Raw genomic sequence first — 14,022 nt, forward strand, 5'->3', positions numbered from 1 at the left:
ACCTAATTACGCACTTGATTTAGCCCAATACTTCATCTTATCATGTTTTAGGTTGAAATTAAGATGCGTTTACCCTGCATCTCGCCCGGATTCCAACTCCCCCAATCGAACTCGTCCCAACCATCCCGGCAATGTTGAATGACATCACTGTGAAATTGATGGCAAAAAACCCAGAATCTCGCTATCAAAGTGCTTTTGGGCTCCGGTACGACTTGGAAACCTGTTGGCAGCAGTGGCAAGAAACAGGCGAGATTAACCAGTTTACCTTGGGGGCTAGAGATATTTGCGATCGCTTCGCCATACCCGAAAAACTCTACGGTAGAGAAACCGAAGTTAACGCATTATTAGCAGCATTCGAGCGAGTCGCTAACCCCCCCCCAACTGGGGCAACCACAGGGGGATTGCCCCTACAGTAAGGGGGGGCTAGGCGAGTCCCAACCCCCCCTTAGTAAGGGGGGGCTAGGCGAGTCCCAACCCCCCCTTACTAAGGGGGGGCTAGGCGAGTCCCAACCCCCCCTTAGTAAGGGGGGGCTAGGGGGGGTCGAAATCATGCTAGTTGCTGGCTTTTCCGGTATTGGTAAAACCGCCGTAGTTAATGAAGTTCACAAACCCATTGTCGGAGCGCGCGGTTACTTCATAAAAGGCAAATTCGACCAATTCAAGCGCGATATTCCCTTTTCCGCCTGGGTGCAAGCCTTCCAGAATTTGATGCGGCAACTACTCGCAGAAAGTCCCGCAGAAGTACAGAAATGGCAAGCTAAGATTTTAGAAGCATTAGGTGACAATGCTCAGGTGATTATTGATGTCATCCCCGAATTAGAATACCTAATTGGCAAACAGCCAGCAGTACCAGCAGTTGAAGGGAGTGCTGCTCAAAATCGCTTCAATTTGCTCTTTGGTAAATTTATCCGAGTCTTCGCCACAAAAGAGCATCCTTTAGTAGTTTTCTTGGATGATTTACAGTGGGCAGATTCGGCTTCGCTGAAGCTAATGCAGTTGTTGGTAGGCGATAAGGATACCAACTATCTGTTGTTAATGGGAGCCTATCGAGACAATGAAGTTTTTCCCGCACATCCACTGATGCTAACTTTGGATGAGATTCGCAAAGAGTCGGCGACAGTCAACCAAATTACTTTAGCCCCCTTAGATAAATCTTCCCTAAATCACCTAATTGCTGATACGCTCAGTTGTCCACCAGAACAAGCAGTTCCTTTGACTGAACAGGTTTTAACCAAAACTCAAGGCAATCCTTTCTTTGCCACTCAATTTATCAAATCACTTTATGAAGATGGGTTAATTACGTTTGATTTTAGTTGTGGTTATTGGCAGTGCGATATTGCCCTAATCAAGGCGCTGGCTTTGACCGATGATGTGGTCGAGTTTATGGCGCTTCAGTTGCAAAAATTGCCAGAAAATACTCAGGAAGTTTTGAAACTAGCAGCCTGTATTGGCAACCAATTTGATTTAGCAACTCTAGCAATTGTCCATGAAAAATCTCAGACTGAAACAGCGGCTGATTTGTGGCCAGCACTGCAAGAAGGATTAGTTATTCCCATCAGTGAAGTATACAAATTCTTTCAGGACTCGGAATCAGTTGAAGTTGTACAAGCATCTGATTTATCGGTTCCCTACAGATTTTTACATGACCGCGTACAGCAAGCGGCATATTTTCTGATTCCTAAAGATCGGAAACAGTCAACCCATCTTAAAATTGGGCAACTGCTGTTGAAAAATACTCCTCAAGTAGAACTAGAAAACAACATATTTGATATTGTCAACCAGCTCAATCTCGGAGCAGAATTGCTTGCTGACCAGAAAGAAAAAGCTGAACTAGCAGAATTGAATTTAATCGCCGGTAAAAAAGCCAAGAAGTCCAACGCATATAAAGCAGCTATCACCCATTTTACCTTGGCAATGGAACTTCTGGATTGTAGTTGGGAAGAAAATTACCAATTAAAATTTGAACTGCACAAACAACGGAGTGAGTGCGAATATTTAACCGGGGGTTTTGAGCAAGCAGAAGAACTTTTAACGACTGCCTTAAACAACGGTCAATCAAAACTCGATCTAGCAGAAATTTACGCTATATACATGGCTCTCCGTATGACCCAGGGAAGAAATAATGAAGCCATCCAATTGGGTATAGATATTTTAAGATTGTTTGGATTGGATTTACCTAGTAAACAAGAAGAATTGCCAACAGCTATTGCAGCCGAATCTGAGGAACTACTATTAACCCTTCGCGAAACAAAGATCGCAGATTTACTGGATTTACCAGAAATCGAAGATATCGGTATCAAGGTTACCATGAATCTGCTGGGGGATTTCTGGACAGCAACCTATTTAGCCAGCAATCAGCAGTGGCTAAATTTGTGCGTGCTGAAAACAGTCAACATGACATTAAAACAAGGCAATACAGATATATCAGCCTTAGCCTATGTTAATTATGGCATGATGCTGGCAAATCAGAACGACTATGAATCCGCTTATGAATTTGGCGAACTGGCTTTAAAGGTAGCAGAAAAATTTAATAATATAACTTTGATAGGAAAAGTTAATAATATATTTTCTCATATCATCAATCCATTTAAAAAGCATTTAAAATCGAACATAGCGCTTTACCTGAAGGCTTATGAAGCCAATCTAGAATGCGGCAATATTGTTTGGGGTATTTTTTCTGTATTTTATAGTATATGGACTAGGTTTATTATTGGTGAAAATCTAGAAAGCGTTTATCAAGAATGTGAAAAATTCTTAAGCTTTGTTGAGCAAACTAACGATGAAAATATGATGGCAGCGTTTGCAACACTGCAACGCACTATCTTGAATTTACAAGGATTAACCCACAATCGGTATAGGCTTGATGATGAAGGTTTTAATGAAGAATCTACTATAGAAAAGTGGAAAAAAAATCATTTTTATATTGGTATACACTGGCTGGATACTTTTAAAACTCAAATTTTATATACTTATGGAAAATATCAAGATGCCTTTAAAATAGCCAGAGAAAACTCCAAGATGCTGGGCATAGATGGAGGCTTTTTTAATATCACCCAGCACTATTTATATGATTCGTTGATTTTAACCGCTCTTTATCCTACAGCTACTATTGAGGAAAAAGATGATTATCAGCAAATTTTACAGAAAAATTTGGAAAGGCTGGAAATATGGGCTACTAATTGCCCAGAAAATTTCCTGCATAAATACTTGCTGGTATTGGCAGAATTAGCGCGGATACACGGACAAGACTTAGAGGCAATGGAATTATACGATCGCGCGATCGCGGGAGCTAAAGACAACGGCTACATCCAAGAAGAAGCACTAGCCCACGAACTCGCTGCCAAATTCTATCTCGAATGGGGTAAGGAAAAAATCGCCCAAGTCTATCTCACTGATGCCTACTACTGCTATGCACGCTGGGGTGCTAAAGCAAAAGTTGATGATTTAGAAAATCGCTATCCTCAATTACTAGCCCCGATCTTCAATCAAAAAACCAGCTCAAACACGAGTGATACAATTACCCAAATGATGACGGCAACTGTTACAAGTTCCAGTTCAGGAGTTTCCGGCATTCTGGACTTAGCAACAGTAATCAAAGCATCTCAATCACTGTCAGAAGAAATTAACCTCGATAAGTTACTCTCCACTTTAATGCAAGTGACGATGGAGAATGCGGGAGCTGGAAAAGGAGCTATGATTTTGGTAGAGGGAGATTCATTGGCGATCGCGACTCAATGTGTTAGCGGTCAAGCCTGCAACACCCAATCTACTGCTGTTGCTGGCTCTCTGGAGATTCCCATCACCATCATCAACTATGTCTGGCGCACCCAAGAAACCTTGGTAATTAATGATGCTACGGCCCAGACTACCTTTGCTGCTGACTCCTATATCATCCAACAGCAACCACAGTCGATATTGTGTCTGCCAATTCAACATCAAGGAAAGGCGATCGGCCTTCTTTATCTAGAAAACAATCTGACAACAAATGCCTTTACTCCTGACAGATTAGCAGTCTTAAACATCTTGTCTTCTCAAGCGGCGATCTCGATCGAAAATGCCCAACTCTATGCCAACTTAGAAGCCAAAGTCGAAGAACGCACCCAAGAACTCTCACAAGCTTTAAGCTATCTCGAAGCCACCCAAGCAGAATTGATTCAATCAGAAAAAATGGCAGCTTTAGGACAACTTGTGGCTGGAGTTGCTCACGAAGTTAACACTCCCTTGGGTGCGATTCGCTCCTCGGCGGGAAATGTTTCTAAGTTCTTAAATCAAACTCTAGAACAGTTACCTGCACTGTTTCAATCACTCTCGCCAGAAGAAGCAGATAATTTCTTGAGTTTACTCCAGCTTTCTCTAGAACAAGAAACCAGCTTGTCAACGAAAGAAGAACGCAAATTTAAGAGAGCTTTGAGGAGCCAACTGCAAGAATTAGGCATCGCCGATCCAGATACCGCAGCCGATCGCCTAGTGATGATGGGAGTATATCAAGAAATTGACAGCTTTGTGCCGCTGCTGCAAAAACCCGAGAGCTTGAAAGTCCTGGAAATGGCCTACAAACTTTCTGAATTAAAAAGAGGCCTCGCTACGATCGACACAGCCACAGACAGAGCGTCAAAAGTCGTGTTTGCCTTAAAAACCTATGCCCGTTACGAACAGTCGGGGGAAAAGAGCACAGCCAGCATTACAGAAGGCATTGAAACAATCTTAACCCTTTATCAAAACCAACTCAAACAGGGAGTTGAAGTAGTGAGAAACTATGCCGAAATCCCGCCGATACTGTGCTATCCAGACGAACTAAATCAAGTGTGGACAAATCTGGTTCACAATGCTTTGCAAGCAATGGATTACCGAGGCAGGTTAATTATTGATTTGGTGGAGCAAGACGGGCAGGCTAAGATTAGTGTTACTGACAGCGGTAAGGGGATACCATTCGAGATAAAAGCGAAAATATTTGAGCCGTTTTTTACGACTAAGCCGGCCGGAGAAGGTAGCGGTTTGGGGCTAGATATTGTGAAGAAGATTTTGGCAAAACATCAGGGTAAAATAGAAGTCGAATCGATTCCCGGTCAAACTACATTTCATGTTTTTCTGCCGATGAGCGGCGTCTAAGGATCGCGAATTAAATAATTTACACTCTTGAAAGTGGGATGTCGGGCCCGTCCAGAAAGGACGGGCCCGACATCCCACAAGAACCATCAAATTGTAAGTTATTTAATTCTCATTCCTAAGCACTCACAGGGGCGATTCGGGAGGTTTGTTTTGATCGTTCGGAGGAAGAGTCCTCATGAAAATCATGAGGACTCAAGCCCGAACGATCAAACCTGTTTTGATAGCGGTTGTGCGATCGCACATATTACTTCATAATTCCACTCTAGCCGGAAATGGGCGATCGAGCTGGAATACTTGCATTATATGTATTATACTTAGCTAAAGCTCTGGGGAAATCTCTTATTCAAGAGAATCTGAGTGGGGTGCGGGCGATCGACCTAACATACTCTAGCTTAAAATAAGATCCATCCCGCTAAGTTGATTGACTAATTTTCCGGTTAATAATGAATCACAAAGGAGAAAGAATAGGTGGCTAAAGCAGTTATTTTGTGTGTTGATGACGAAAGAATGGTGTTGGACAGTCTCAGAACGCAGCTCTCATCATCATTTGGCAATAATTATATCTATGAAGCAGCCGAGGATGGTGATGAAGCTTTAGATTTAATTCAAGAATTAAATGAAGACGATGTGAGTATTGTTGTGATTATCTCAGATTGGTTGATGCCCGGTATGAAGGGAGACGAGTTACTGATTCGCATTCACGAGCAATTCCCTAAAGTTGTTAAAATTATGCTGACAGGTCAAGCTGACGAAGAAGCTATTAGCCGAGCTAAAGAATTTGCAAATCTCCACTGCTGTTTGTCTAAACCTTGGTCGGAAGCCGAATTGCTGGAAACTATTAAATCAGGTTTATCTCAACTATGAAACAACAGGTAATTGTCTGTGTAGATGATGACAACACCGTGCTGAAGAGCCTGAAAGCAGAACTCCAAGAAGTTGTCGGCAATGCCTATCTCATAGAAATTGCCGAGGGTGGGGAGGAAGCATTAGAGTTGATTGAAGAACTCTTGTCAGATGGGTATGAAGTACCGTTAATTATTTCCGATCATATCATGCCTGAGATGAAGGGAGATGAATTATTAAAAAAAGTTCATATACTCTCGCCCAAAACTATCAAAATCATGCTGACAGGTCAAGCAGATATTGAGGCTGTGGGAAATGCTATCAAAAATGCCAATTTATATCGTTATATAGCTAAACCCTGGCAGCAAGAAGATTTGAGTTTGACGGTAAAAGAAGCAGTAAACAGTTATATTCAAAATAAACTTCTGGCATCACAAAATGCGCAGCTTCAGCAAATGAATGAGGAATTGGCGCATTTAAACCGCGAGCAAGCCTTGCTGATTACCCTACTTCACGAAAATGAAAATCGCTTGATGCAGTTTTTGGAAGCAATGCCAATTGGGGTGGGAGTGTTGGACTCGGAGGGCCAAGTTTATTTTGTGAATCAGAAAGCAAAAGAGATATTTGGTAAAGGAGTTGTACCGGATACGAGTGCCGAACAACTGTCAGAGGTTTATCAAACTTATCAAGCCGGTACAAATCAAGAATATCCTCCCGATGATTTACCGATTGTGCGGGCATTGAGGGGGGAAAATGCCACCGCTGAAGATATAGAAGTGCATAACGGCGATAAAATTATTTCTTTAGAAATTTCGGCAACTCCCATTTATGATACCAACGCTAAAGTCACCTATGCTATTAATACTCTCTTAGATATTACCGATCGCAAAAAAGCGGAAAGAGATCGCCAAAAATTCATTGAGGAGCTTTTTGAGGTGAATTGCAATTTGGAACTGGCACTAGATACAGAAGTAAAAATCACTGAGGCGACAAGTCGCTTTGTACCCAATCAATTTTTAGCTTTTTTGGGATGTGACAGTATTGTTGATGTTAAATTGGGAGACGCAGTGGAGTTGGAAATGTCGATTTTGTTTTCTGATATCCGCGATTTCACTACTCTTTCGGAACAGATGACACCGGAAGATAATTTTAAATTTATAAATTCATATTTGAGTTATATGGAACCGCTGATTGTGGAAAATCAGGGGTTTATTGATAAATATATTGGCGATGCAATTATGGCTTTGTTTAGCGAGGGCGCGGATGATGCTTTGAAAGCGGGAATTGCCATGCTGCATAGTCTTGCTGAATACAATCGAGATCGCGCTACTGTGGGTTATGTGCCGGTTCAGATTGGGGTGGGAATTAATACTGGTTCTTTGATGTTGGGTACTGTTGGCGGACGCAATCGGATGGATGGTACTGTGATTGGCGATGCGGTTAATTTGGCGGCTCGGATTGAAAGTTTGACGAAAAATTATGGGGTGTCGCTGTTAATTACTCAGCAGACTTTCGATGGCTTGAGAAACCCTGCTGATTATGGGATTCGGGTAATTGATAAGGTTCAGGTTAAGGGAAAGTCTGAATGGGTTACTGTTTATGAGGTTTTTGATGCAGATTTGCCGTTCGTTCAAGCGGGGAAGTTGGCTACTTTGCCAGTGTTTGCTGAGGCTTTGTCTTTGTACGATATGAAGAATTTTAGGGAAGCTGCGGGACTTTTTGCGGATTGTTTGGGGCAAAATCCGGGGGATAAGGTGGCTCGAATTTATTTGGAAAGGTGTCAGTAGTTAGTTGTTAGTTGGCAATTGTCAGTTGTTATTAGTTATTAGTTATTAGTCATTAGTCATTAGTCATTGGTTAGCGATCAAGCGTCATCAGTCAACAGTCATCAGTTAAGAGTCAACAGTCAACAGTCAACAGTCAACAGTCACCAATGACTAATGAATCCTGACTACGGTTGTTCGATCGGCAACTCTATGATAAACTCGGCTCCGTGACCGAGTGCAGACACGCAGCTAAGTTTGCCACCGTGTTCTTGGACAACTTTGTAGGAAATGGACAGGCCTAAACCGGTGCCTTTGTCGGCGGGTTTGGTGGTAAAAAAAGCCTCGAATAACTGCTGGGAAACTTCTTCTGGCATACCGGGGCCGTTGTCAGAAATCCTAATTACAGCATGGGAGTTTTGGACTTCTGTCCTAATTTTAATCTTGCTGCGGTTAGCTTTGACTTCGGCAACTGAACGCCCTTCGTTGTATTCCTCGATCGCGTCGATCGCATTTCCGATCAAATTCATAAATACCTGATTGACTTTCCCGGCATAGCACTCAACCAAAGGCAAATTTCCATAGTCCTTAATTACCGCAATTTCGGGATAGTTACCTCTGGCTTTCAGGCGACTTTGCAGAATCAGCAACGTTCCTTCAATCCCTTCATGCAGGTTAACTTTGCTCATTTGAGAATCGTCTTTGCGAGAGAAATTTCTGAGCGAGCGCACGATTTCCCGAATGCGATCGGCCCCAACCTGCATCGAAGACATCGCTTTCGGCAAATCTTCTAGCAGAAACTCTAATTCGATATCCTTAATTTTATCTTGAATTGCTGCCGGCGGCTGCGGGCAGTGCTTCTGGTACATATCGATCAAATTCAGCAAATCTTCCGTGTAGTGGCCCACGTGGACGAGATTGCCGCAGACGCTGCTAACAGGATTGTTAATTTCGTGAGCGACACCGGCTACCATTTGACCGAGAGTAGACATTTTCTCAGTGTGAATCAATTGAGCTTGAGTTTGCTGCAATTCGTGCAAAGTATTTTCGAGTTGAAGTTTTTGTTTGGTTAACTCTGTTTGCGATCGCCGCAAAGCTTCTTCACTGCGTTTCTGCTCGGAAATATCAGTAATTAACCCTTCCAAAGCTATCAATTCTCCAGAGTCGGAAAACACTCCCAAACCTTGCTCCCAAACCCATTTTAATTCGCCATTTTTAGAAGTAATTCGGTAATTTAGCTGATAGGGTCGATTTTCTTGTAAGGCCACTTGCACGGCATTCCACAAATTCTCGCGATCGTCCGGGTGAGTCAAATCCGATATAGAAACTTGCCGAGTGCCGATAAATTCTTCAGGAGAATAGCCGGCTAACTGATAGCAACCTTCGCTGACAAACTCCATACTGCGATCGGCATCGTTGCGAAAACGGTAGGCCATTCCCGGCAAATTGCTCATCAGCGTCGCCAAAGCCCGCTGGCTTTCCCGTAGGGCTTCTTCGGCGTGTTTGCGATCGGTAATATCCGTCATCACCGCCAGCATACAGAGTTCGCCGTCCAAATTAATCAACTCTGCTGACAGCAAACACACCACCACCGATCCCGACTTCATCCTAAACTCGCATTCCTGATTGCGAACAACACCTTGTTCGTGTAAATTTTGTCTAAAATTAAGTCTGTCTTCCGGCCTTACCCAAATATTTAACCCCGGTACTGTATTCCAGGTCGTTTCTTCTAAATCATAACCAGTCATCAACAAGAAACTATCATTAACTTCAATAAAACGACCCTCAGCAAAAGTAGTAATAATCATCGGATCTGGACTCGAACGAAAAGCCTTAGAAAACTTTTCTTCCGATAAGATCAACTTTTTAATAGCCTCTTCCAACTGACTTGTCCGCTCTTTAACCCGCGATTCCAATACCTCATTAGCCTGCTTCAGGGCTTCCTCAGCCTGCACCCGATAAGTGATATCGCGCACCACGCCTTGCAGCCCTATTTTGCCGCCGATATCCATAGAAGTTAGCAGCACTTCCGCCGGAAACTCAGAACCATCCAAACGACGGTGCCGCCAGTCAAAACGGCAATTTCCCGATCGCAAAGCCGTCTTAATTCGCTCTTGAGAAAGACTCATAGAATCTTGTCCGTCCGGTTGCAACGGCGGGCTGAACTCCGAAGGATGCTTGCCGCAAAACTCCGACTCAGTGCTGCATCCAAATAACTTTAAAGTAGCCGGATTGCAATCCAAAAAACCCTCTTCGTCTAGCAGCATTACCGCATCAGTCGTCGATTCGTACAAAGTGCGAAACTTTTTTTCCGACGCCTGCAGAGAAGCAATCAACTGCATCTTTTCCTCAGCCGCCCGCTTTTGGTCAGTAATATCCTGCATTACTTGAGAAAAGCCTTGCAACTTTCCCCTTTCATCGCGCAAAGGAGTAACAATAATATTCGCCCAAAATCGCGATCCGTCTTTGCGAAGCCGCCAGCCTTCATTTTCGTACCGACCTTCGGTCACAGCCAGGATTAATTTTTCTTGGGGTTTGCCAATTTCCAGATCTTCTTTCGTGAAAAAACACTCCGAATTATTGCCGACTATTTCATGATATCTGTATCCAAAAATGCGTTCTGCACCGGAATTCCAGCTAGCTACATACCCATCAGGATCTAACATGAATATAGCGTAATCCTTAACGCCTTCAATTATTAAGCGCAGCCGTTCTTCGCTTTCTCGAAGTGCAGATTCTGCTTGCTTGCGCTGGGTGATATCTTCTACAAAACCTTCGTAGTAGAGCAATTTACCCGCTTCATCGCAGACAGCCCGCGCATTTTCAGCGATCCAAATTATTGTTCCGTCCCGCCGATAAATCTGCGACTCAAAATCCGATACGATGCCATGTTCTTGCAAAGCAGAAACAAACTGATCGCGCCGATCGGGATTGACGTAAAGCTGATCGCTGATATCAGTCAGACAGCCCATTAATTCTTCAGCAGAATTATATCCGTAGATGCGAGCCAAAGCTGGGTTAGCGCTGATGTAACGACCGGATTGGGTTGTTTGAAAAATACCCGACACAGCATTTTCAAACATACTATAATATTTTGCTTCCATTTGGTGCAGTGCCTCCGCGACATTCAGGCATTCTATCGCTTTATTTCCTAATTTTTGATTTCCCACTTGTGAATACCCTGCTATTGTGTGTGAGTTGAATATTTTTGGTCTACAGCCTGTTAAATTTGATCCGTTATTTAGGCTGAAAGCTCGTGTGTCGCAGCCGGAGACGAGTGTGTTTATTCATCTGTCCTACGGGGCGGCTAGTTATTAGTGATTGTTGGGGAAAGTTAGTTGATCGGGTATTTATTTGATGCTTGACTGGCTCTCACGATCGCATTGGCACATCGATCGGCTTGCAGTGCAGGTGTTCGAGCAAAACCCGCTCCTTGAAATCTCCCTGAATATATTAGCAGTTGAATACCCTGAAATAAGTTAGTGGCAAGGATGTTACTACAATAAAAGGCAGCGATTTCTACAACCCCAAGATTCTATTTATAAGATTTGGGTGAGAGTACGATCGACTCTTACCCGAAGCAACTAACCCCCCTGCAAGAGCTAAACGCTCGCTGTCCTTGCTGTCAGTCGATTGGAGATTTGAGATTTGAGATTAAAGAATTGACTCCACAGATGAATCTGGGGCTCTCCTAAAATCTAAAATTTTTTGGTTTCCACAACTCCTGTCGGAAACTTTTATCGCTCTTTGGGTACTCTGAGTTACTGTTAAGTATTATTGCTGATAGATAATACAGCAGACTACTGGCAGTTGTACGATATGGGGTTTCTATGTAAAGTTGGCACAACAATAGGGTAATTGTTGTATCAAAAAATTCATATTCTGCTGCTGCGGGCGGAAAAATTCTGTAGCGGTGCTGGCATTTGGGCAAAAATCGGGGCCCGATCGCGCAAAATGTGGTCGGCAAGTCTGGTAAAATCCCGATCGATTCTCAGTTTGGCCACAAAGCTCGATCGAGCTAAATTTGACTAGAAACTAATATTAATGACAGATTCTCCTCTACTAGCAACGCCAGAGTTATCCCCTGCTTCAACCCAGACGGCGGATTCTCCTGTGTGGCCAGCCCTCCTGCAACAACTGTTAGACAGACAATCTCTCTCACGCGCCCAAGCAGCCGACTTGATGCAGGGATGGCTAGCAGAAGCTATTCCCCCCGTCCTCTCAGGAGCCATTTTAGCGGCCATCCAAGCCAAAGGAATCTCTGCCCCAGAATTGGCAGGAATGGCTCAGGTATTGCATTCTCAGTCGCTTGCAGGCGAGTCGGAGAGCGTTTTCAATCCCAAACCCTCAATCTCCAATCTCAAATTAATTGATACTTGTGGCACAGGCGGCGACGGCGCTTCCACGTTTAACATTTCCACTGCTGTAGCTTTTGTGGCCGCCGCCGGCAAAGTTCGAGTCGCGAAACACGGAAATCGCTCCGCATCGAGCAAAGTTGGTTCTGCTGACGTGTTGGAAGCACTGGGAGTCAACCTCAACGCCGATCCCGCGAAGGTGAGATCTGCGGTAGACTCTGTGGGCATCACCTTTTTATTTGCCCCTGGGTGGCATCCCGCACTTAAGGCTGTAGCGTCGCTCCGGCGCACTTTGAAGGTGCGGACTATTTTTAACCTTTTAGGGCCTCTTGTCAATCCTATGCGCCCTACAGGCCAGGTAATCGGGGTGTTCGATCCTAGTCTGGTATCAACTATTGCTCAAGCTTTGGGCGAGTTGGGGACTGAGTTAGCTGTAGTCGTTCACGGCAGAGAAAAATTGGACGAGGCGGGGTTGGGTGATGTGACTGATTTGGCGGTTTTGTCTGATGGCAAAGTGGAACTCACTACTTTAGACCCCCAAAAGGTAGGATTGACACCAAGTGCGATCGGCTCGTTAAAAGGCGGAAATGTTGAGGAAAACGCCGAGATTTTGCGGAACGTTTTGCAAGGCAAAGGTACGCCCGCACAAATGGATGTTGTAGCTTTGAATGCTTCTTTGGCTTTTCAGGTGGGAGGTGCAATTCCTATGGGTTCTCACGCAGCAGGAGTTTCTATGGCTAAGGAGATTTTATTTAGCGGTGAATCTTGGTTGAAGTTGCAGCAGTTGATTGAGTTTTTGAAATGAAGTCAGTTGTCAGTTGGGAGTTGGGAGTTGGCAGTTGACAGTTGGCAGTTGACAGTTGTTATATCATATTCGGTCGATTGACCATGATTCCTGTAGGGGCGGGTTCACCAGCAATAGTCGCCAAAAACCGACAATCTCAAAAACCCGCCCTATGTATGATGCGCGATCGATCGTACATGATATTAGTTGTTAGTTGACCCGAAAGCAGTTGGTAGTTGTTAGGAAAGCAGTTGCTACAAATAACCAGTAATCAATAACAAATAACCACTAACAAATAACAACTAACCACTAACTTCTTTTTAAGACCGCGATCGAAATTCAATGACATCTTGCTTAATAGTCACATCTTTATTACCAAAAAAGTCGTGACCCAACAGTCCGATATCTAGGGATGGCGAGACTGCGACAACTACATTGTTAACAGCTAGACCACCTGCTTCCATAGAATTCAAGCGACCGAGGGGAAAAGTAGCCACTCCGTTGGGAGTTTGTGCTTGCACTGTTCCCTGGAGAACAACGCCCAAGGCTTTAGCCATTGCTGGTGTAATTACTGTGCCACTAGCTCCAGAATCTACCATCATCTCGAACTTTTGTTTGCCGTTAAACGTGACTTCTATGACGGGGATATTAGCCTCTCGGCGTTTGATTTTTGCCTGAAACACTCCCGACTTTGCCGCCGCCGAAGTGGTGGGAGTCAATTCTTTGGGGAGAAAACCGCAGACTGATTGGCTGAGGTTGACGGTTCGGCCTGACGAGCTCCGCATGAAGCATCCCTCACTTTCTTGAGCCACTGCTGGCGAGGAGTTGGCAACACTTCCTACTAAAATTGAACTGCTCAGAGAAATAACCCCTGCTAAAACCAGTAAAGGTTGGCGCAGGTTTTGAGGGATCGGTAGAGGCTTTTTTGAGTTTGAGAGTAAAGGCAAGGGTGATTTACTAGCCATAGTTTCGTTAAACGCTGTAGCTCGATCGTAACAGCGACAACTGCCTTTTGGTATAGATTTAGACTTTGGGCCATCCTAAGCTGCTGGCAGATCAATTGCTGGCGCGGGGGGAGAGGGAGAATTTGCACTTAGGATCGCGAATTAAATAACTTACAATTTTAATTGTTATTGTGGGATGGGCGTCCCGCCCGTCCTTTTTGGAC

At 44.0% G+C, this 14,022-nt stretch carries 7 protein-coding genes and 1 pseudogene; 6 read left to right on the plus strand and 2 right to left on the minus strand.

The features are described from left to right. Nucleotides 1-77: 77 nt before the first annotated feature. The 4 genes and pseudogenes from QUB10_RS32175 to QUB10_RS32190 form a co-directional block, all read left to right on the plus strand. Nucleotides 78-371: pseudogene (locus QUB10_RS32175) on the plus strand (hypothetical protein); the annotation flags it as partial. 175 nt (nt 372-546) lie between these two features. Continuing rightward, nucleotides 547-5,109, plus strand: a complete 4,563-nt coding sequence (locus tag QUB10_RS32180; RefSeq protein WP_333207188.1) for an AAA family ATPase — start codon at nt 547-549, stop codon at nt 5,107-5,109. A 468-nt stretch (nt 5,110-5,577) separates the two neighbouring features. Next, nucleotides 5,578-5,973: a response regulator gene (locus QUB10_RS32185; RefSeq protein WP_333207183.1), complete on the plus strand. Its 396-nt coding sequence runs from the start codon at nt 5,578-5,580 to the stop codon at nt 5,971-5,973. Then, complete coding sequence (locus QUB10_RS32190) at nt 5,970-7,739, plus strand: adenylate/guanylate cyclase domain-containing protein (RefSeq protein ID WP_333207184.1); 1,770 nt, start codon at nt 5,970-5,972, stop codon at nt 7,737-7,739. Before QUB10_RS32185 ends, QUB10_RS32190 begins: the two co-directional genes overlap by 4 nt. Nucleotides 7,740-7,903: 164 nt before the next feature. On the opposite strand, the gene QUB10_RS32195 is transcribed toward QUB10_RS32190, so the two are convergent. Then, nucleotides 7,904-10,885 carry a PAS domain S-box protein gene (locus QUB10_RS32195; RefSeq protein WP_333207185.1) on the minus strand — a complete coding sequence of 994 codons (2,982 nt, stop codon included), beginning with the start codon at nt 10,883-10,885 and terminating at the stop codon, nt 7,904-7,906. A gap of 691 nt (nt 10,886-11,576) precedes the next feature. On the opposite strand from QUB10_RS32195, the gene QUB10_RS32200 reads away from it, so the two are divergent. Then, nucleotides 11,577-11,747: a hypothetical protein gene (locus QUB10_RS32200; protein WP_333150838.1), complete on the plus strand. Its 171-nt coding sequence runs from the start codon at nt 11,577-11,579 to the stop codon at nt 11,745-11,747. 12 nt (nt 11,748-11,759) lie between these two features. Then, nucleotides 11,760-12,875: an anthranilate phosphoribosyltransferase gene (gene trpD / locus QUB10_RS32205; protein WP_333207186.1), complete on the plus strand. Its 1,116-nt coding sequence runs from the start codon at nt 11,760-11,762 to the stop codon at nt 12,873-12,875. Nucleotides 12,876-13,174: 299 nt separating this feature from the next. On the opposite strand, the gene QUB10_RS32210 is transcribed toward trpD, so the two are convergent. Further along, complete coding sequence (locus QUB10_RS32210; RefSeq protein WP_333207187.1) at nt 13,175-13,819, minus strand: retropepsin-like aspartic protease; 645 nt, start codon at nt 13,817-13,819, stop codon at nt 13,175-13,177. Between the last annotated feature and the right edge of the window lie 203 nt (nt 13,820-14,022).

Origin of the sequence: Microcoleus sp. B5-D4 (assembly GCF_036705145.1) — a bacterium.
Taxonomy (GTDB): Bacteria; Cyanobacteriota; Cyanobacteriia; order Cyanobacteriales; family Microcoleaceae; genus Microcoleus.

Bases quoted from the DNA above. Each gene is read 5' to 3' on its own strand.
- trpD (WP_333207186.1), top strand. From the start codon at position 11,760: ATGACAGATTCTCCTCTACTAGCAACGCCAGAGTTATCCCCTGCTTCA.
- QUB10_RS32210 (WP_333207187.1), bottom strand. From the start codon at position 13,819: ATGGCTAGTAAATCACCCTTGCCTTTACTCTCAAACTCAAAAAAGCCT.
- QUB10_RS32190 (WP_333207184.1), top strand. From the start codon at position 5,970: ATGAAACAACAGGTAATTGTCTGTGTAGATGATGACAACACCGTGCTG.